This is a genomic window from Pseudomonas sp. DY-1 (assembly GCF_003626975.1).
GTDB lineage: Bacteria > Pseudomonadota > Gammaproteobacteria > Pseudomonadales > Pseudomonadaceae > Metapseudomonas.
Genome location: NZ_CP032616.1, coordinates 5,615,302 through 5,633,633 on the forward strand (window position 1 = coordinate 5,615,302; position 18,332 = coordinate 5,633,633).

Sequence of the window (18,332 nt, forward strand, 5' to 3'; positions counted from 1 at the left end):
CGGGCGTGTGATGGGCAAAGCCTAACACGGGGTGGTCGCGGGACAGTCTTGTCTTCCATCAATGAAAGCCATGCTTAGAAGTCATTGGCTACTTCAGGGTTCACGTCTTCTTCAGCAATTTGGCCAGCAGGCGGGGGTAGCTGGCGGGCATCAGGCGCTGAATTTGGTCGAGCAAGCGTGCGTCGGCGCCTATGAGGATGCGTGGCTGCCCGGCCCTTATACCCTTGATGATGCTCTGGGCCGCCTGTTCTGCTGAGGTGCGTGCCAGCTTGTCGAAGCGGGCCGCCGCCTTGGTGGCGTCTGTCTTGCCGTCGATTCCCTGATAGAAGCGTGCCGAGCGAGCGATGTTCGTGCGAATGCCACCGGGATGCACGCAGCTGACTTTGATGGCGGTGCCGCAAAGTTCCTGACGCAGTGCCTCGGTAAAGCCCCTCACTGCGAACTTGCTGGCGTTATAGGCGCCCTGGGTGGGCATGCTGACGATGCCGAAGATGCTCGACACATTGACGATATGGCCCTCGCCCCGTGCCAGCAGGTGAGGGAGGAAGGCCTTGGTGCCGTGGACCACGCCCCAGAAGTTGATGCCCATAAGCCATTCGAAGTCGTCGTAGCGGAGTTCCGCGATGGTTTGCGATACGGCCACGCCGGCGTTGTTGATTACCAGGTGTGCCTGGCCGTGTTGGGTCAGGACGCTATCGGCGAAGGCGTGGACCGCTTCGCGGTTGGAGACATCCAGGTTGTGGGTGGAGAGTTGAAGGCCGTCGCGGCGTAGGGTGGAAGCCGTGGCCTCCAGGCCGTCGGTGTCCACATCGGCGAGGGCAAGGTGGCAACCCAGTGCGGCGAACTCATTGGCCAGCGCACGGCCGATGCCGGAGCTTGCGCCCGTGATGACTGCGACTTTCCCAGCAAGCGATTGCATCTCCACTCCTTCCTTGTGTGCTTCGCGTCCGTCCGTCGGGCGAGTGCTGGCGAGCTTAGACACTGCCCGGTAGCCCAGCAAGAGAACCCGCTCCCGATCAGGGGTTGCGGGGTGGCGGGGAGGGCGGCTGCGCGGTGGCAATTTACGCTATATAATCCCGCTCTTTGCCGCGAACCCCGGCCTGCCCGGCAGGGGTTGCACCTCCGCCGGATGCTCCGCAGCCCTTGGGCGGGCGGACGAATTCACGACTCAAGAGAAGCGAAACACGACCATGATGCGCAGCCACTATTGCGGCCAACTGAACGAGAGCCTGGACGGCCAGGAAATCACCCTCTGCGGTTGGGTACACCGCCGCCGCGACCACGGCGGGGTCATTTTCCTCGATATCCGTGACCGCGAAGGCCTGGCCCAGGTGGTGTTCGACCCGGATCGCGAAGAGACCTTCGCCCGCGCCGACCGCGTCCGCAGCGAGTTCGTGGTCAAGATCACCGGCAAGGTCCGCCTGCGTCCAGAAGGCGCGCGCAACGCCAACATGTCGTCCGGCGCCATCGAAGTGCTGGGCTACGAGCTCGAAGTGCTGAACCAGGCCGAGACGCCCCCCTTCCCGCTGGATGAATACTCCGACGTCGGCGAAGAAACCCGCCTGCGCTATCGCTTCATCGACCTGCGTCGTCCGGAAATGGCCGCCAAGCTGAAGCTGCGTGCGCGTATTACCAGCAGCATCCGTCGTTATCTGGACGAGAACGGCTTCCTCGACGTGGAAACCCCGATCCTGGGTCGTCCGACTCCGGAAGGCGCCCGCGACTACCTGGTACCGAGCCGCACCTACCCGGGCCACTTCTTTGCCCTGCCGCAGTCGCCCCAGCTGTTCAAGCAACTGCTGATGGTGGCCGGCTTCGACCGCTACTACCAGATCGCCAAGTGTTTCCGCGACGAAGACCTGCGTGCCGACCGTCAGCCGGAATTCACCCAGATCGACATCGAAACCAGCTTCCTCGACGAGAGCGACATCATCGGCATTACCGAAAAAATGGTTCGCCAGCTGTTCAAGGAAGTGCTGGATGTCGAGTTCGACGAGTTCCCGCACATGCCTTTCGAAGAAGCCATGCGCCGCTACGGCTCCGACAAACCTGACCTGCGTATCCCGCTGGAACTGGTTGATGTCGCCGACCAGCTGAAGGGAGTGGAGTTCAAGGTGTTCTCCGGTCCGGCCAATGATCCGAAGGGCCGAGTCGCTGCCCTGCGCGTGCCGGGTGCCGCTTCCATGCCGCGCAGCCAGATCGATGACTACACCAAGTTCGTCGGTATCTACGGTGCCAAGGGGCTGGCTTACATCAAGGTCAACGAGCGCGCCAAGGGTGTCGAGGGGCTGCAGTCGCCCATCGTCAAGTTCATTCCCGAAGAGAACCTCAATGTGATCCTCGACCGCGTGGGTGCGGTTGATGGCGACATCGTGTTCTTCGGCGCCGACAAGGCCAAGATCGTCTGCGACGCCCTGGGCGCGCTGCGTATCAAGGTCGGTCATGACCTCAAGCTGCTCACCAAGGAGTGGGCGCCGATGTGGGTCGTGGACTTCCCAATGTTCGAAGAGAACGACGACGGCAGCCTGACCTCGCTGCACCACCCGTTCACCTCGCCCAAGTGCAGCCCGCAAGAGCTGGAAGCCAACCCGGCTGCCGCTCTGTCCCGTGCTTATGACATGGTGCTGAACGGCACCGAGCTGGGCGGCGGTTCCATCCGTATCCACGACAAGTCCATGCAGCAGGCGGTGTTCCGCGTGCTCGGCATCGACGATGCGGAGCAGGAAGAGAAGTTCGGCTTCCTCCTCGATGCCCTCAAGTACGGCGCGCCGCCGCATGGTGGCCTGGCCTTCGGTCTGGACCGTCTGGTGATGCTGATGACTGGCGCGGCGTCGATCCGCGAAGTTATCGCCTTCCCGAAAACCCAGAGTGCCGGCGACGTCATGACCCAGGCACCGGGCACCGTGGATGCCAAGGCTCTGCGCGAGCTGAACATCCGCCTGCGTGAGCAGGCCAAGGCCGAGTAATCAGAACCAACCCGGGGCGGCGCCAGATGGCGCCGTCCGTTCAGAAAGTACGGAGTGAGTTATGGCTGGTCATTCCAAATGGGCCAACATCAAACACCGCAAAGAACGCCAGGACGCCAAGCGCGGCAAGATCTTCACCAAGCTCATCCGTGAGCTGACTGTCGCCGCCAAGCATGGCGGTGGCAACCCTGCGGACAATCCGCGTCTGCGTCTGGCTGTGGACAAGGCGCTGACCGCGAACATGACCCGCGACACCATCGATCGTGCGATTGCGCGTGGCGCCGGCTCGAACGAAGCCGACAACATGGTCGAGCTCAGTTACGAAGGTTATGCGCCGAGCGGCGTGGCCATCATCATCGAAGCCATGACCGACAACCGCAACCGCACTGCGGCGGAAGTGCGTCATGCCTTCAGCAAGTGTGGCGGCAACCTGGGTACCGACGGCTCGGTCGCCTACATGTTCGACCGCAAGGGCCAGATCAGCTACGCGCCCGGTGTGAACGAAGAATCCCTGATGGAGGCTGCCCTGGAAGCGGGCGCCGACGACGTCGTGGCTGACGAAGACGGTTCCGTCGAGGTCTACACCACCTTCGCCGACTTCCTCTCTGTGAACGAAGCGCTGACCGCAGCCGGCTTCAAGGGCGATGAGGCCGAAGTGGCGATGATCCCGTCGATCACTGCGCCCATCTCCGACCTGGAAACCGCGCAGAAGGTGATGAAGCTGATCGATATGCTGGAAGACCTGGATGACGTCCAGAACGTCTACCACAACGCTGAAATCCCTGACGAGATCATGGAGCAGCTCGGCTGAGAACCTGATCACGATAAGCTGCGCCTCGGCCCTGCGGCGTTAAAAACCGGCTCGGAATGCTCATTTACAGCTCGTAAACTCCGCTCCCTTTCCTGTTTTTGCCCATGGCTTTAGCCCGCACGATCGTGACTAGGTTCGAGTGCTGGCGTGATCCGAAAGCCGGAAGTCGCCCCGTGCGCTTCCGGCTTTTTTGTTTGCGGGCCGCTCCGTATACTCGCGGCTGGATAAATAGACAGTGTGCCGGCTTCAGGTCGGCCCGTGGAGCTTGCGGCGGCATGACCCTGATTCTTGGTATCGACCCTGGTTCGCGTATCACCGGTTATGGTGTGGTTCGCGATACTGGGCGCGGCTGCGAATACGTCGCCTCGGGTTGCATCCGTACTGGCGCTGGCGCATTGCACGAGCGCTTGCAGATCGTTTTCCGGGGGGTAAGTGAAGTCATCCGTTCCTACGAGCCGGTGACCATGGGTATCGAGCAGGTATTCATGGCGCGGAACGCGGATTCCGCGCTCAAGCTCGGCCAGGCTCGTGGTGCAGCCATAGTCGCGGCTGCCGAGGCGGGTCTGGAAATCGCCGAATACACCGCCAGTCAGGTCAAGCAGGCTATTGCCGGAACCGGTGGTGCTGACAAGCAGCAGGTGCAGATGATGGTCATGCACCTGCTCAAGCTGGTGCAGAAACCCCAGATCGACGCATCCGATGCCCTGGCAATCGCCCTGTGCCATGCCCATCACCGGCAGAGTCTGATTCCCCATGGTCTGGCCACCGCCAAACGGCGGGGTGGCCGCCTTCGTCTGTAATCAATTCAAAGGACGCAATTCGTGATTGGACGCCTGCGTGGCAACTTGGCGGAGAAGCAACCGCCGCATCTGATCCTTGACGTCAATGGCGTGGGCTATGAGCTGGAAGTGCCCATGACCACCCTCTATCGCCTGCCTTCAGTGGGCGAGCCGGTGACATTGTACACCCATCTGGTGGTGCGAGAGGACGCCCACCTGCTCTACGGCTTCTTCGAGAAGCGGGAGCGAGAGCTGTTTCGCGAGCTGATCCGCTTGAATGGCGTCGGGCCGAAATTGGCCCTGGCACTGATGTCCGGCCTGGAGGTGGATGAGCTGGTGCGCTGCGTACAGGCCCAGGACACTTCCACGCTGGTGAAGATTCCTGGCGTCGGCAAGAAGACCGCCGAGCGCTTGCTGGTCGAGCTCAAGGATCGATTCAAGGCTTGGGAAAGCATGCCGGCCATCGCCACCCTGGTGGTCGAACCTCGGGTTGGCGTGGCAGTCTCTAGCGCGGAGAATGATGCGCTGGCTGCGCTGATCGCCCTCGGATTCAAGCCTCAAGAGGCCAGCCGCGCTGTGTCCGCGATCAAGGAAGACGGGCTGTCCAGCGAAGAAATGATCCGTCGCGCCCTGAAAGGAATGGTGTAAGTCCGAATGATCGAAGCCGACCGCCTCATCACTGCCAGCAGTCGCGACCGCGACGAGCAGCTGGACCGTGCCATCCGCCCACTGAAACTTGCCGACTACATCGGGCAGCCGGTGGTGCGTGAGCAGATGGAACTCTTCATCCAGGCTGCCAAGGGACGGAGCGAGGCTCTCGACCATACCCTGATCTTCGGCCCGCCCGGCCTTGGCAAGACTACCCTGGCGAACATCATTGCCAGCGAGATGGGGGTTGCCATCAAGAGCACATCCGGCCCAGTTCTGGAGCGCCCGGGAGACTTGGCGGCGCTGCTGACCAATCTGGAGGCGGGCGACGTGCTCTTCGTCGACGAGATCCATCGCCTTTCACCCATCGTTGAAGAGGTGCTTTACCCCGCGATGGAGGATTTTCAGCTGGATATCATGATCGGCGAAGGCCCTGCGGCTCGTTCGATCAAGCTGGACTTGCCCCCGTTCACCCTCGTCGGCGCCACCACGCGGGCTGGCATGCTGACAAACCCTCTGCGCGATCGCTTCGGTATCGTCCAGCGCCTGGAGTTCTACAGCACTCCGGACCTGGCCACCATCGTTGCGCGCTCCGCCGGTATCCTCGGCCTGCATATCGAACCGGAGGGCGCGTTCGAGATCGCGCGCCGTGCCCGTGGTACGCCGCGTATCGCCAACCGCCTGCTGCGCCGGGTACGGGACTTCGCTGAAGTGCGTGGTCAGGGTGAGATCACCCGCGTCATTGCCGACAAGGCTCTGAATCTGCTGGATGTCGACGAGCGTGGCTTTGACCACCAGGACCGGCGTCTACTGCTGACCATGATCGACAAGTTCGATGGCGGCCCGGTAGGGATCGACAACCTGGCAGCGGCCATCAGTGAAGAACGCCACACGATCGAAGACGTTCTCGAGCCCTATCTGATCCAGCAGGGCTACATCATGCGTACGCCGAGGGGGAGGGTGGTGACCCGTCACGCCTACTTACACTTCGGTCTCAACCTGCCCAAGCGCATGGCGGAGAATCCGACCGCCGATCTTTTCAGCTCGGGTGACGAATAGGCGCTTTCGTGGTCGAAGCGCTCGGCAGGGCTAGCCATGAAAAAACAGTTGCCTGGCCGGATTGGCAACCTTAGGAGTAAGCACTAGAGTATGCGCGCGCAAAATGGGGCCCAGCCGTTTCAGCATCGTTGTCGTGTGTATTACGAAGACACCGATGCCGGCGGCATCGTCTACTACGTCAATTACCTCAAGTTCATGGAGCGGGCTCGAACCGAGCGCCTGCGCAGTCTGGGCTTTGCCCAGTCCGAGCTGGCCGGGGAGAACCTGCTGTTCGTCGTTCATTCGGCCCAGGCGCGCTACGTGGCGCCTGCGAAGCTGGACGATGAGCTGGAGATCAGTGCCGAGGTGATGGAGTTGAACCGTGCCAGCCTGCGTTTTCGTCAACAGGTCAGGCGAGCCACCGATAACGCATTGTTGTGCGAAGGGCAGTTCCTGATTGCCTGTGTACGTGCCGACAGTTTGAAACCCCGGGCGATCCCCGAAGCGCTGCGTGAAGCCTTCGCCGCCGACCCGGGTCTATTCCCAGCAGGAGATTAAGCGTGGAAGCCAACGTCGTCGACCATACCTCCATGTGGAGCCTGATCAGCAACGCCAGTATCGTGGTGCAGCTGGTCATGCTGACCCTGGTGGCCGCATCGGTCACCTCCTGGATCATGATTTTCCAGCGCAGCAACATGCTGCGCGCCGCCAAGAAGTCCCTGGAAACCTTCGAAGAGCGTTTCTGGTCCGGTATCGACCTGTCCAAGCTGTACCGCCAGGCAGGCAGCAACCCGGATCCGGACTGCGGCGTCGAGCAGATCTTCCGCGCCGGCTTCAAGGAATTCTCCCGTCTGCGCCAGCAAGCCGGCGTTGATCCGGATGCGGTGATGGAAGGTGTGGCCCGCGCAATGCGCGTAGCCATTTCCCGTGAGGAAGAGAAGATCGAACAGAGCCTGCCGTTCCTCGCTACTGTGGGCTCTACGAGTCCGTACATCGGCCTGTTCGGTACCGTCTGGGGCATCATGAACTCCTTCCGTGGCCTGGCCCAGGTGCAGCAGGCGACCCTGGCCACTGTGGCGCCCGGCATCGCCGAGGCTCTGATCGCCACCGCGATCGGCCTGTTCGCCGCGATCCCGGCGGTAATCGCCTACAACCGCTTCTCCGCTCGCGGCGAGACCCTGATCGGTCGCTACTACACCTTCGCCGATGAGTTCCAGGCCATCCTGCACCGCAAAGTGCACACCAGCGACGAGTAAGTCGCTGGGTCCCTGATAGGAAAGGTTTCAAGTCATGGCCAGAGTCCGCCACAAACGCAAACCGGTCGCCGAGATGAACGTCGTGCCTTACATCGACGTCATGCTCGTGTTGCTGGTGATTTTCATGGTCACCGCGCCCATGCTCAACCAGGGCGTCAAGGTCGACCTGCCGAAGGTTTCCAGCGAGGCCCTGCCGCAGGACAACAATGCCCGTGTCCTGACGATCTCGATCAAGGCCGACAAGTCCTACTACTGGAACATGGGCGAAGAAGTACAGACCGACCAGACCCGCAAGAGCGAGACCTCGGTCTCTCTGGATGCTCTGGTTCAGGCAGCCTCCGGCATCATGGCCGAGAACAGCCGCCAGGGTAAGACGGTCCAGGTATTCGTCCGTGGCGATAAAACGGTCGACTACGGCGCCGTGATGGCCGTGATGGGCGGCCTGCAGAAGGCCGGCGTGGCCAACGTCGGGCTGATCACCGAGGCGCCCTGATGCAGCAGCAGAGCGAACGCTCCTCCTCGGAAAGTTACTTCTGGCCGACCGTCTGGGCTGTGTCTCTGCACGTCCTGATGTTCGGCATGTTGTTCGTCAGCTTCGCCTTCACACCGGAACTGCCTCCGTCCCGTCCGATCGTCCAGGCCACTCTGTACCAGCTCAAATCCCAGAGTCAGGCCACTACCCAGACCAACCAGAAGATCGCCGGCGAGGCCAAAAAGACTTCTGCGCCGCAGTTCGAAACCGAGCAGATGGAGCAGAAGAAGGCCGAGGAGCAGAAGGTAGCGGCGGCCAAGGCCGCGGAACAAAAGAAAGCTGACGAAGCTCGAAAGGCCGAAGAGGCGGAACAGAAAGCCGAGGAAGCCAAGCAGGCGGCCGAAGCCAAGAAGGCTGATGAAGCGAAGAAGGCCGAAGAGAAGAAACAGGCCGATTTCGCCAAGAAAAAAGCCGAAGAGGAAGCCAAGAAAAAGGCGGCCGAAGAAGCGAAGAAGAAAGCCGCTGAAGAGGCCAAGAAAAAGGCTGCGGAAGAGGCGAAGAAGAAGGCGGCAGCCGAGGCAGCGAAGAAGAAGGCCGCCGAGGATGCCAAGAAGAAAGCGACCGCTGACGCCGCGAAGAAGAAAGCGGCCGAGGAAGCCAAACGCAAGGCCACCGAGGACAAGAAGGCCGCCGCGCTGGCCGAGCTGTTGTCCGAGGATGTAGGCCGCCAGCAAGCGTTGGCCGACGAAGTCGGCGACCAGGTAGCAGGCAGTCTCGACGATCTGATCATCAAACTCGTCAGCGAGCAGTGGCGCCGTCCGCCATCGGCACGTAACGGCATGAGCGTAGAGGTACTGATCGAGATGCTGCCCGATGGCACCATTACCAACGCCAGCGTCACCCGCTCCAGCGGTGATTCGCCCTTTGACAGCTCGGCCGTGAGTGCGGTGCGCAGCGTGGGGCGCATCCCCGAGATGCAACAATTGGATCGCGCTACCTTTGACCAGATGTACAGGCAGCGCCGCATCATCTTCAAACCGGAGGATTTAGGTCTGTGAATACCCTCATTCGTATCGTCCTGGTCGGGGTGGCCATGCTGGTCGGCTCCGTCCAGGCCGCCGACCCGCTGGTAATCACCAGTGGTACCGACCGGGCGACCCCGATCGCCGTAGTACCCTTTGGCTGGCAGGGCGGTACCGTGCTACCCACTGAAATCTCAGAGGTGGTCGGCAACGACCTGCGCAACTCGGGCTATTTCGAGCCGATCCCGCGCCAGAACATGATCAGCCTGCCGACCCAGGCCAGCGAAGTGATCTACCGCGACTGGAAGGCCCTTGGCGCCCAGTACGTGCTGGTAGGCAGCGTCGTCCCGTCCGGCGGCCGTCTGCAGGTGCAGTTCGCCCTGTTCAACGTAACCACCGAGCAACAGGTCATGGCCGGCAACGTCAGCGGCTCGACCGACCAGCTGCGTGACATGGCGCACTACATCGCCGACCAGTCGTTCGAGAAACTCACCGGCATCAAGGGTGCGTTCTCCACCCGCATGCTCTACGTGACCGCCGAGCGTTTCTCGGTGAACAACACCCGCTACACCCTGCAGCGTTCCGACTACGACGGCCAGCGTGCGGTGACCCTGCTGCAGTCCCGCGAGCCCATCCTGTCGCCGCGCTATGCGCCTGATGGTCGCCGTATCGCCTACGTGTCCTTCGAGCAGCGTCGTCCGCGTATCTTCGTCCAGCACATCGACACCGGTCGCCGCGAGCAGATCACCAACTTCGAAGGCCTGAACGGTGCGCCTGCATGGTCTCCTGAGGGCAATCGCCTGGCGTTCGTGCTGTCCCGCGATGGCAACCCGGAGATCTACGTGATGGACCTTGGCAGTCGCCAGATGCGTCGCGTAACCAACAACATGGCCATCGACACCGAACCGTTCTGGGGCGCGGACGGCCAGACCATCTATTTCACCTCGGATCGCGCCGGCAAGCCGCAGATCTACAAGGCCAACATCAATGGCGGCGAACCGCAGCGCGTGACCTTCGTGGGCAACTACAACGCCAACCCGAAGCTCTCGGCTGACGAGAAGATGCTAGTGATGATCCATCGTCAGGATGGCTTCACCAACTTCAAGGTGGCTGCCCAGGATCTGACCCGCTCGGGTAGTGCTCCGCGCATCCTTTCTGGCACCACGCTGGACGACTCGCCCACTGTTGCGCCTAATGGCACCATGCTAATCTACGCAACTCGCCAGCAGGGGGGCGGCGTGCTGATGCTCGTGTCTACAAACGGGCGCGTACGAGTCCCGATTCCCACAGTTCAGGGCGACATTCGCGAACCTTCTTGGTCGCCGTACCTGAACTGAAGCGGTCTTTAAAAATACCTTTGCTAAACACACCTGGGGTTCATTAGGAGTTACATGATGGAAATGCTGAAATTCGGCAAATTTGCCGCTCTCGCTCTGGCCATGGCCGTAGCTGTTGGTTGCTCGTCCAAAGGCGGCGAAGGCACCGGTGAAGGCGCTGTTGACCCGAACGCTGGCTACAACGCCGGTGGCAGCGGTGTAGACGGCAGCATGAGCGAAGAAGCCGCTCTGCGCGCTATCACCACCTTCTACTTCGAGTACGACAGCTCCGACCTGAAGCCGGAAGCCATGCGCGCTCTGGACGTACACGCCAAGGACCTGAAAGCCAACGGCAACCGCGTTGTCCTGGAAGGCCACACTGACGAGCGCGGTACCCGCGAGTACAACATGGCTCTGGGTGAGCGTCGTGCCAAGGCCGTTCAGCGCTACCTGGTTCTGCAGGGCGTTTCCCCGGCTCAGGCTGAGCTGGTTTCCTACGGCGAAGAGCGTCCGGTTGCCACTGGCAACGACGAGCAGTCCTGGGCGCAAAACCGCCGCGTAGAACTGCGTAAGTAATTCGCTATGCGCAAGTCCAGTCGTGCTCTGACCATCCTGGCCCTCTCCAGCCTGCCGTTCGCGGCTCTGGCTGAGGTTCCCGTTGTGGATAACGACGCCGGTTACGGTGGCAGTTACCCTCCGGCCGGTTACGGCACGACTGGTGCCGCCTACGCAGGGACCGGGGCCCCCGCGGCCCCTGTCTCCGCGCAGGGCGAGCTGTTCATGCAGCTGCAGCAAATGCAGGAAGAGATCGCTCGCCTGCGCGGCATGCTCGAAGAGCAGCAGTACGAAGTCCAGCGCCTGAAACAGGAAAGCCTGGAGCGATACCAGGATCTGGATCGCCGTCTTTCCGGTGGTGCCGCAGCCGGCGCGCCGGTATCTCCGAATTCCCCTGCCGCTGGCGCACCTGCAGCCAACGGCGCCCCAGCCGCCCCGGCGCAGCAACCGGCTGCCAGCAGCGAACCGGGCGACCCTGCGAAGGAAAAGCTCTACTACGACGCTGCCTTCGACCTGATCAAAGCAAAGGATTTCGACAAGGCCAGCCAGGCCTTCACCGCTTTCCTGCGCAAGTATCCGAACAGCCAATATGCTGGCAACGCACAGTACTGGCTGGGCGAGGTAAACCTCGCCAAGGGCGACCTGCAAGGCGCCAGCCAGGCTTTTGCCCGCGTTGGCCAGGCTTATCCACAGCACCCGAAAGTGCCGGACTCCATGTACAAGCTGGCGGATGTTGAGCAGCGCCTGGGTAACACCGACAAGGCCAAGACCATTCTCCAGCAGGTCGTCAGCCAGTTCCCTGGCAGCTCGGCCGCCCAGTTGGCCCAGCGCGACCTGCAGCGCCTGCCCTGAGGTTCTGCCTCCAGATCACGAAAACCCGCGCCAGCCGCGGGTTTTTTCGTTAGAATCGCCGCCCCAAACCTTCATTCCCGCAACGGAGGCGGATGGCCTGTTTCGCCGTCACGCCCGTGGCTGATATGCATCAAACCCTGCGAATTACCGAGATTTTCTACTCGTTGCAGGGGGAAACACGTACCGCCGGCTTGCCGACGGTCTTCGTGCGCCTGACCGGCTGCCCCCTGCGTTGTCAGTACTGCGACACCGCCTACGCCTTCAATGGCGGTGAGATCATGACGCTCGACGCCATCCTCGAACGCGTCGCCGCCTACAAGCCGCGCTATATCTGCGTCACCGGTGGTGAGCCGCTTGCCCAGCCGAATTGCATCCCGCTGCTGCAGCATTTGTGCGACGCCGGCTATGAGGTGTCCATCGAGACCAGCGGTGCGCTCGATGTCTCCGCTGTGGATCCTCGAGTGAGCAAGGTCGTTGATCTCAAGACTCCGGGCTCGGCGGAAGTCGGTCGTAACCGCTACGAAAACATTGCCCACCTCACGGCAAATGATCAGGTGAAGTTCGTCATCTGCTCCCGCGAGGACTATGACTGGGCGGTGTCCAAGCTGATCGAGTACCGCCTCGACCAGCGCGCCGGTGAGGTGCTGTTCTCTCCTAGTCACAAGGAGGTGAGTGCCCGCGACCTAGCGGACTGGATCGTCGCCGACAACCTGCCAGTGCGCCTGCAGCTGCAGTTGCACAAAATCCTCTGGAACGACGAACCGGGTCACTGATCCGGCTCCATTGCGCACCTTGCCTCCCAGCGCCTTGCGTGCGGGGTAGGCCGATTTCGAGGGATATCCCATGAGCGAGAAAAAAGCGGTCATCCTGCTGTCCGGGGGCCTGGATTCGGCCACCGTAGTCGCGCTGGCCCGCGCCGAAGGCTACGCCTGCTACACCATGAGTTTCGATTACGGCCAGCGTCATCGCGCCGAACTGAATGCGGCGGAGCGCGTCGCCCGCCAGTTGGGCGTGGTGGAGCACAAGGTGATCGGTCTCAATCTGAATGGAATTGGTGGCTCGGCCCTGACGGACGCCTCAATCGACGTGCCTGAAAGCCCGACCGAAGGTATTCCAGTGACCTATGTGCCGGCGCGCAATACCGTGTTCCTGTCGCTGGCACTGGGTTGGGCCGAGGTGCTGGGCGCGCGCGACATCTTCATCGGTGTCAACGCAGTCGACTATTCCGGCTACCCGGATTGCCGCCCCGAATTCGTCGAAGCGTTCGAGCGCATGGCCAACCTGGCCACTAAGGCTGGTGTGGAAGGCAATGGATTCCGAATCCAGGCGCCGCTACAGAACCTGAGCAAGGCCGACATCGTCCGTGCTGGGCTACGTCATGGCGTGGACTACGGGTTAACGGTGTCTTGCTACCAGGCTGACGACGACGGCCGCGCCTGCGGCAAGTGCGACAGCTGCCGGCTGCGTGCGGCAGGCTTCACCGCTGCCGGTGTTGAGGATCCGACCCGCTACCAGTAATTTTTTTCACGAGGGGTGTTGAATTCCTGAATAAAATCAGTATCATGCGCCTCGCGTTGGGTCGTTAGCTCAGTCGGTAGAGCAGTTGGCTTTTAACCAATTGGTCGTAGGTTCGAATCCTACACGACCCACCATCTCCAAAAGCCCGCCTTGAAAAAGGCGGGCTTTTACGTTTCCGCCTCCCAGTATTCGCCCCCGCCCATTGCTCTCGTTCGCTCCCGGCGGCACCGATGCCGCGCCGTTGCCAGCGCGGCATAGAGCAGCAAGGGCTTAGTTCAGCGCGTCGCGGCTGTAGACGCCATCCACCAGGCGCAGGATGCCCAGCGGGTTGGCGTCCCGCAGGGCCTCGGGCAGGACATCGTCCGGATAGTTCTGGTAGCACACCGGGCGCAGGAATCGGTTGATTGCCAAGGTACCCACCGAGGTGCCACGGGCATCCGAAGTCGCCGGGTAGGGGCCACCATGCACCATCGCGTCGCAGACCTCGACACCGGTGGGGTAGCCGTTGAGCAGTACGCGCCCGGCCTTCTCTTCCAGCAAGCCGATCAGCTCGCGGTAGGCCAGCAGGTCGTCCCGTTCGGCGATCAGGGTGGCTGTCAGTTGCCCGTGCATGCTCCGCAGCGCGCGGGTCAGTTCGTCGCGGTCGGCGACCTCCACCACAATGGTGGTCGGGCCGAACACCTCCTCCTGCAGCAGGGGGTCGCCGCTCAGCAGCATGTCCACATCCGCCTTGAACAGTTGGGGTACGCCCTGTTGGCCGTTCTGCTCGGTACCGGCCAGATGGCTGACCTGTGCGTTGGCGTGCAGGCGGGCGACGCCGGCGGCGTAGCTGCGCAGGGTGCCGGGGTTGAGCATGGTCTGCGCTGGTTGCGTGGCGATGGCGTCCCCCAGTTGGGCCAGGAAGTCGCTGAACGCCGCCGAGCGGATGCCCAGGACCAGGCCGGGGTTGGTGCAGAACTGGCCGCAGCCTAGCGCCACCGAAGCCGCCAGTTCCCTGGCCACGGTCGCGCCGCGTGCCTGCAGCGCGCCGGGCAGTACCACCACCGGGTTGACGCTGGACATCTCCGCGAACACCGGGATCGGTTGCGGGCGTGCGGCTGCCAGATCGCACAAGGCCCGGCCACCTTTGAGCGAGCCAGTGAAGCCGACGGCCTGGATCGCCGGATGCCGGACCAGCGCTTCGCCCACGCCGGAGCCGAAAATCATGTTGAACACACCTTTCGGCATATCAGTCTTTTGCGCCGCGCGAATGATGGCATCGGCAACGCATTCGGCGGTCGCCATGTGCCCACTGTGCGCCTTGAACACTACCGGGCAACCGGCGGCCAGGGCCGAAGCGGTGTCGCCGCCGGCAGTGGAGAAGGCCAGGGGGAAGTTGCTCGCGCCGAACACGGCGACCGGACCAACGCCGATCTGATACTGGCGCAAATCCGGACGGGGCAGTGGCTGACGCTCGGGCTGCGCGCGGTCGATACGCGCCCCGAGGAAGTCGCCGCGCCTTAGCACCTTGGCGAACAGACGCATCTGGCCACTGGTGCGGCCACGCTCACCCTGGATACGCGCTGTCGACAGTGCGGTTTCGCGGGTCACCAGGGCGATGAACTCGTCGCCCAGGGCGTCCAGCTCGTCAGCGATGGCGTCGAGGAATTCGGCGCGGCGCACTGCCGACAGATTGCGGAACCTCGGATAGGCGGCCGCCGCAGCCTCGGCGGCGGCGTCAACTTCCTCCGGAGTGGCCTGGATGAAGCGGTAGGGCAGCGCCTGGCCGGTGCCCGCGTCGAGGCTATGGTGGGTGATGTCGCCTGCGGCTCGGCGGGCACCGCCGATGTAGTTGTGGCCAATCAGATTGAGCATGGGGTTCTCCTGCCCGGGGGCGAGGTTGGGATCGAAGGGAGGCCCCGGCCGTGTGGGCCGAGGCATGGCAGCCGTCGAATGCGGCGCCCAGACTAGTCCAGATGAAAAAGCGCCCGTCCCCCTCGTAGGGGGAGGGGCGTGCCTGCGGTTGGTCGGGTGCGAGAGGGAGGGGTTGCCTCCCGACCTCAATGGGAGTGACGCGGTTCGCCGTTGCTGGTGATCACCTTCATGTACAGGGTCGCCGGCTCCAGGCAGCCGCCGGTGGACAGCTGGCCGACCATCTGCCGGTAGATCTCCTGCCAGGGCGTTTGCGACGGCGGCATGCTGGGTTTGCTGTTCTGCCGACGACGCTCCAGTTCACCCGCGTCCACCAGCAGTTCGACCCGGCGGGCGTTGAGGTCGATGTGCAGTCGGTCGTCGGTTTGCAGCAGGGCGAGGCCGCCGCCGACCGCCGCTTCCGGCGACATGTTGAGGATGGAGGGGCTGGCCGAGGTACCGCTCTGACGTCCGTCGCCCAGGCAGGGCAGGGAGGTGACGCCGCGTTTGATCAGTTCTGCCGGCGGATCCATGTTGACCACCTCGGCGCTGCCGGGGTAGCCCACTGTGCCGGCGCCGCGGATCACCAGGATGCAGCGCTCGTCGATGTCCAGGGCCGGGTCGTCGATGCGCGCGTGGTAGTCCTCCGGTCCTTCGAAGACGATGGCCCGCGCCTCGAAGCTGTTCTCCGCGCCGGGGGTGGACAGGTAGGTCTTTCGGAACGCCTCGCCCACCACCGACATTTTCATGATGGCGTTATCGAAGAAGTTGCCGCACAGCACGATGAAGCCGGCGCCGTGCTTGAGGGGCGCCTCGTAGGGCAGGATCACGTCGGCGTTGCTGGTGGCGGCGTCGCGGACTATCTCACCGATGCGCTTGCCGCTGACCGTGTTGCAGGCCTCATGCAGGCGTCCGGCTTTCTGCAATTCGTGCATCACCGCCGGCACGCCACCGGCGCGGTGGAAGCCTTCGCCCAGGTACTTGCCCGCCGGCATGCAGTTGACCAGTAGCGGCACATCGACGCCGACGCGTTGCCAGTCATCCAGCGTCAGCTCCACACCCATATGTCGCGCGATGGCGATCAGGTGCGGCGGGCAGTTGCTCGAGGCGCCCAGGGCCGAGGCCACGGCTATGGCGTTCTCGAAAGCTTCGCGGGTCATGATCTGCGACGGTCGCACGTCCTGCAGGACCAGGTCACAGATGCGCTTGCCGGTGGCGTAGGCCATCTGCCCACGCTCGCGATAGGGTGCCGGGATGCTGGCGCAACCAGGTAGCGACATGCCCAAGGCCTCGGCCAGGGCGTTCATCGACAGGGCCGTGCCCATGGTGTTGCAGTGCCCCACCGAGGGGGACGCCGCGGTGGTCATTTCCATGAAACCTTCGTAGTCGATTTCCCCCGCCGCCAGCAGCTTGCGGGCATGCCAGAGCACGGTGCCCGAGCCGATCAGCTCGCCCTTGTGGTGGCCGTCGAGCATAGGGCCGCCGGAGAGCACGATGGCCGGCAGGTCGGTGGTGGCCGCCGCCATCAGGCAGGCTGGGGTGGTCTTGTCGCAACCGGTGGTCAGGACCACACCGTCCAGTGGGTAGCCGTGGAGGATTTCCACCAGGCCCAGGTAGGCCAGGTTGCGGTCCAGGGCCGCGGTGGGCCGGCGGCTCTGTTCGGCGATCGGATGCACCGGGAATTCCATAGGAATGCCGCCCGCATCGCGGATGCCGGCCTTGACCCGCTGCGCCAGCTCCAGGTGGTGGCGGTTGCAGGGCGCCAGGTCGCTGCCGGTCTGGGCGATGCCGATGATTGGGCGGCCGGACTGCAGCTCGTCACGGGTCAGCCCGTAGTTCATGTAGCGCTCGACGTAGAGCGCGGTCATATCGGCGTGGGCCGGGTCGTCGAACCATTGCTGGCTGCGCAGGCGGCGTACGGTAGTCGATGTCATGGGCGTTGCTCTCTTGTTCTGGTGGGGCGGCCGGCGCGGAGCTGGGATCAGCGTGGCAGCAGTCCGCGTGCGGTCAGGTTGCGCATCAGGGCGCCGAGGCCGAAGGTCCAGGGCCGGGCTGCGTCGCTGTGGGTCACTTCGTTGTGCAGTCCGCCCAGCAGCGGGCTGCTGATGCTGACGCGGTCACCGGGCTTGTGGGTGAAGCCGGCGCCAGGGTGGTCACGGTCCTCGGTGGGTGCGAACAGCGTGCCGAGGAACAGCATGAAGCCGTCAGGATACTGGTGATTGCGATTCACGGTCTGCGCCACCAGCTCCAGCGGATCGCGGCTGATCTGCTCCATCGAGCTGGAACCGCGCATCTGATAACCATCGAGCCCCTGGACTTCCAGGTCCACCACACAGCGGCGCACCGCATCCAGGTCGAAACCTTCGTCGAACAGGCGGATGAAGGGCCCGATGGCGCAGGAGGCGTTGTTGTCCTTGGCCTTGCTCAACAGCAGGGCGCTACGTCCCTCGAAGTCCCGCAGGTTGACATCGTTGCCCAGGGTGGCGCCGTGGATCTGGCCACGGCTGTTGACCGCCAGTACCACCTCGGGTTCCGGGTTGTTCCATTGCGAATGCGGGTGGACGCCGATCAGGCTGGCGCTGCCCACGGCGGCGAGGACAGGCGCCTTGGTGAAAATCTCGGCGTCCGGGCCGATGCCGACTTCCAGGTACTGCGACCACATGCCCCGCTCGATGAGCACTTCCTTCAGGCGTTGCGCCTGCTCGGAGCCTGGCCGGATCGAACGCAGGTTGTCGCCGATCACCTCGCGCACCATCGCCCGCACCCCTTCGGCCAGGGCCGCATCGCCACCGGCTTTTTCCTCGATCACCCGTTCCACCATGCTGGCGGCGAAGGTCACGCCGGCGGCCTTGATCACCTGCAGATCCAGAGGGGCCAGCAGGTGGGGTTTTTCCGGGTCGGCATCCGCGCCGCTATTGGCCAACAGCTCCTCGATGCTGGTCAGGAAGGTGCCGGGGGTCTGGCGCAATGCCTGCAGCGGTGCGTCCAGCTCCAGCAGCTCGCTGAGGGTGGCGAAACGTCCGGACAGGTCGAAGACGCCATCGGCGCGCAGCACGATGGGCGAGGGGCCTGGCACCGGACCGGGAATCCAGGCGCGGCCAACCAGGGTGGCGGACAGGCCATCGACGGGCAGGGTGTTCGCAGGCGTGAGGCGGATCGACATGGTGAAAGCTTCCTGATGCGTGAAGCCTGCACGCTAGGTGGTGGCG

General features: G+C 63.3%; 18 protein-coding genes and 1 tRNA gene. 15 read left to right on the forward strand and 4 right to left on the reverse strand.

Annotation, left to right across the window (positions count from 1 at the left end; genetic code table 11):
* Positions 1 to 100: 100 nt before the first annotated feature.
* Positions 101 to 919 carry an SDR family oxidoreductase gene (locus D6Z43_RS26475; RefSeq protein ID WP_120654941.1) on the reverse strand — a complete coding sequence of 273 codons (819 nt, stop codon included), beginning with the start codon at positions 917 to 919 and terminating at the stop codon, positions 101 to 103.
* 271 nt (positions 920 to 1,190) lie between these two features.
* Between D6Z43_RS26475 and aspS the strand changes: the two genes are divergently transcribed.
* From aspS to D6Z43_RS26550, 15 genes are all read left to right on the forward strand, one after another.
* Complete coding sequence (aspS, locus tag D6Z43_RS26480) at positions 1,191 to 2,966, forward strand: aspartate--tRNA ligase (protein WP_120654942.1); 1,776 nt, start codon at positions 1,191 to 1,193, stop codon at positions 2,964 to 2,966.
* Between the two features lie 61 nt (positions 2,967 to 3,027).
* On the forward strand, positions 3,028 to 3,777 hold the full coding sequence (locus D6Z43_RS26485; protein WP_120654943.1) for a YebC/PmpR family DNA-binding transcriptional regulator: 750 nt from the start codon (positions 3,028 to 3,030) through the stop codon (positions 3,775 to 3,777).
* A 275-nt stretch (positions 3,778 to 4,052) separates the two neighbouring features.
* Positions 4,053 to 4,577 carry a crossover junction endodeoxyribonuclease RuvC gene (gene ruvC, locus D6Z43_RS26490; protein ID WP_120654944.1) on the forward strand — a complete coding sequence of 175 codons (525 nt, stop codon included), beginning with the start codon at positions 4,053 to 4,055 and terminating at the stop codon, positions 4,575 to 4,577.
* A gap of 21 nt (positions 4,578 to 4,598) precedes the next feature.
* Positions 4,599 to 5,204: a Holliday junction branch migration protein RuvA gene (gene ruvA, locus D6Z43_RS26495; protein ID WP_120654945.1), complete on the forward strand. Its 606-nt coding sequence runs from the start codon at positions 4,599 to 4,601 to the stop codon at positions 5,202 to 5,204.
* Between the two features lie 6 nt (positions 5,205 to 5,210).
* A complete protein-coding gene (gene ruvB / locus D6Z43_RS26500) occupies positions 5,211 to 6,263 on the forward strand; it encodes a Holliday junction branch migration DNA helicase RuvB (RefSeq protein WP_120654946.1) in 1,053 nt (350 codons plus the stop codon).
* 90 nt (positions 6,264 to 6,353) lie between these two features.
* On the forward strand, positions 6,354 to 6,800 hold the full coding sequence (gene ybgC / locus D6Z43_RS26505) for a tol-pal system-associated acyl-CoA thioesterase (protein ID WP_120654947.1): 447 nt from the start codon (positions 6,354 to 6,356) through the stop codon (positions 6,798 to 6,800).
* 2 nt (positions 6,801 to 6,802) lie between these two features.
* Entirely contained in the window at positions 6,803 to 7,498 is a 696-nt protein-coding gene (tolQ, locus tag D6Z43_RS26510) for a protein TolQ (protein ID WP_120654948.1), read from the forward strand.
* Between the two features lie 34 nt (positions 7,499 to 7,532).
* Positions 7,533 to 7,991, forward strand: coding sequence for a protein TolR (tolR, locus tag D6Z43_RS26515; RefSeq protein ID WP_120654949.1), 459 nt, complete (start codon positions 7,533 to 7,535; stop codon positions 7,989 to 7,991).
* The gene (gene tolA / locus D6Z43_RS26520) at positions 7,991 to 9,028 is read left to right on the forward strand and encodes a cell envelope integrity protein TolA (protein ID WP_120654950.1); all 1,038 of its coding nucleotides are present in this window, start codon (positions 7,991 to 7,993) and stop codon (positions 9,026 to 9,028) included. The genes tolR and tolA overlap by 1 nt, the downstream gene beginning before the upstream one ends.
* Positions 9,025 to 10,329 carry a Tol-Pal system beta propeller repeat protein TolB gene (tolB, locus tag D6Z43_RS26525; protein WP_120654951.1) on the forward strand — a complete coding sequence of 435 codons (1,305 nt, stop codon included), beginning with the start codon at positions 9,025 to 9,027 and terminating at the stop codon, positions 10,327 to 10,329. Before tolA ends, tolB begins: the two co-directional genes overlap by 4 nt.
* A 57-nt stretch (positions 10,330 to 10,386) precedes the next feature.
* Entirely contained in the window at positions 10,387 to 10,884 is a 498-nt protein-coding gene (gene pal / locus D6Z43_RS26530; protein ID WP_028627602.1) for a peptidoglycan-associated lipoprotein Pal, read from the forward strand.
* A 6-nt stretch (positions 10,885 to 10,890) separates the two neighbouring features.
* Positions 10,891 to 11,715, forward strand: a complete 825-nt coding sequence (ybgF, locus tag D6Z43_RS26535; RefSeq protein WP_120654952.1) for a tol-pal system protein YbgF — start codon at positions 10,891 to 10,893, stop codon at positions 11,713 to 11,715.
* 125 nt (positions 11,716 to 11,840) lie between these two features.
* On the forward strand, positions 11,841 to 12,488 hold the full coding sequence (queE, locus tag D6Z43_RS26540; RefSeq protein ID WP_120655375.1) for a 7-carboxy-7-deazaguanine synthase QueE: 648 nt from the start codon (positions 11,841 to 11,843) through the stop codon (positions 12,486 to 12,488).
* 70 nt (positions 12,489 to 12,558) lie between these two features.
* Positions 12,559 to 13,233 (forward strand): 7-cyano-7-deazaguanine synthase QueC, encoded by a 675-nt coding sequence (gene queC / locus D6Z43_RS26545; RefSeq protein ID WP_120654953.1) that lies wholly within the window; start codon positions 12,559 to 12,561, stop codon positions 13,231 to 13,233.
* A gap of 58 nt (positions 13,234 to 13,291) precedes the next feature.
* Positions 13,292 to 13,367 (forward strand) — tRNA-Lys (locus D6Z43_RS26550).
* Positions 13,368 to 13,503: 136 nt separating this feature from the next.
* On the opposite strand, the gene D6Z43_RS26555 is transcribed toward D6Z43_RS26550, so the two are convergent.
* From D6Z43_RS26555 to D6Z43_RS26565, 3 genes are all read right to left on the reverse strand, one after another.
* On the reverse strand, positions 13,504 to 15,087 hold the full coding sequence (locus tag D6Z43_RS26555; RefSeq protein ID WP_120654954.1) for an aldehyde dehydrogenase (NADP(+)): 1,584 nt from the start codon (positions 15,085 to 15,087) through the stop codon (positions 13,504 to 13,506).
* Positions 15,088 to 15,272: 185 nt separating this feature from the next.
* Entirely contained in the window at positions 15,273 to 17,057 is a 1,785-nt protein-coding gene (locus D6Z43_RS26560; protein WP_120654955.1) for an IlvD/Edd family dehydratase, read from the reverse strand.
* A gap of 47 nt (positions 17,058 to 17,104) precedes the next feature.
* On the reverse strand, positions 17,105 to 18,286 hold the full coding sequence (locus D6Z43_RS26565) for a fumarylacetoacetate hydrolase family protein (protein WP_120654956.1): 1,182 nt from the start codon (positions 18,284 to 18,286) through the stop codon (positions 17,105 to 17,107).
* Positions 18,287 to 18,332 lie beyond the last annotated feature (46 nt).

Coding starts and splice junctions, on each gene's coding strand:
- D6Z43_RS26475 (WP_120654941.1), bottom strand. CDS start 919: ATGCAATCGCTTGCTGGGAAAGTCGCAGTCATCACGGGCGCAAGCTCC.
- aspS (WP_120654942.1), top strand. CDS start 1,191: ATGATGCGCAGCCACTATTGCGGCCAACTGAACGAGAGCCTGGACGGC.
- D6Z43_RS26485 (WP_120654943.1), top strand. CDS start 3,028: ATGGCTGGTCATTCCAAATGGGCCAACATCAAACACCGCAAAGAACGC.
- ruvC (WP_120654944.1), top strand. CDS start 4,053: ATGACCCTGATTCTTGGTATCGACCCTGGTTCGCGTATCACCGGTTAT.
- ruvB (WP_120654946.1), top strand. CDS start 5,211: ATGATCGAAGCCGACCGCCTCATCACTGCCAGCAGTCGCGACCGCGAC.
- ybgC (WP_120654947.1), top strand. CDS start 6,354: ATGCGCGCGCAAAATGGGGCCCAGCCGTTTCAGCATCGTTGTCGTGTG.
- tolR (WP_120654949.1), top strand. CDS start 7,533: ATGGCCAGAGTCCGCCACAAACGCAAACCGGTCGCCGAGATGAACGTC.
- tolA (WP_120654950.1), top strand. CDS start 7,991: ATGCAGCAGCAGAGCGAACGCTCCTCCTCGGAAAGTTACTTCTGGCCG.
- pal (WP_028627602.1), top strand. CDS start 10,387: ATGGAAATGCTGAAATTCGGCAAATTTGCCGCTCTCGCTCTGGCCATG.
- ybgF (WP_120654952.1), top strand. CDS start 10,891: ATGCGCAAGTCCAGTCGTGCTCTGACCATCCTGGCCCTCTCCAGCCTG.
- queE (WP_120655375.1), top strand. CDS start 11,841: ATGCATCAAACCCTGCGAATTACCGAGATTTTCTACTCGTTGCAGGGG.
- queC (WP_120654953.1), top strand. CDS start 12,559: ATGAGCGAGAAAAAAGCGGTCATCCTGCTGTCCGGGGGCCTGGATTCG.
- D6Z43_RS26555 (WP_120654954.1), bottom strand. CDS start 15,087: ATGCTCAATCTGATTGGCCACAACTACATCGGCGGTGCCCGCCGAGCC.
- D6Z43_RS26560 (WP_120654955.1), bottom strand. CDS start 17,057: ATGACATCGACTACCGTACGCCGCCTGCGCAGCCAGCAATGGTTCGAC.
- D6Z43_RS26565 (WP_120654956.1), bottom strand. CDS start 18,286: ATGTCGATCCGCCTCACGCCTGCGAACACCCTGCCCGTCGATGGCCTG.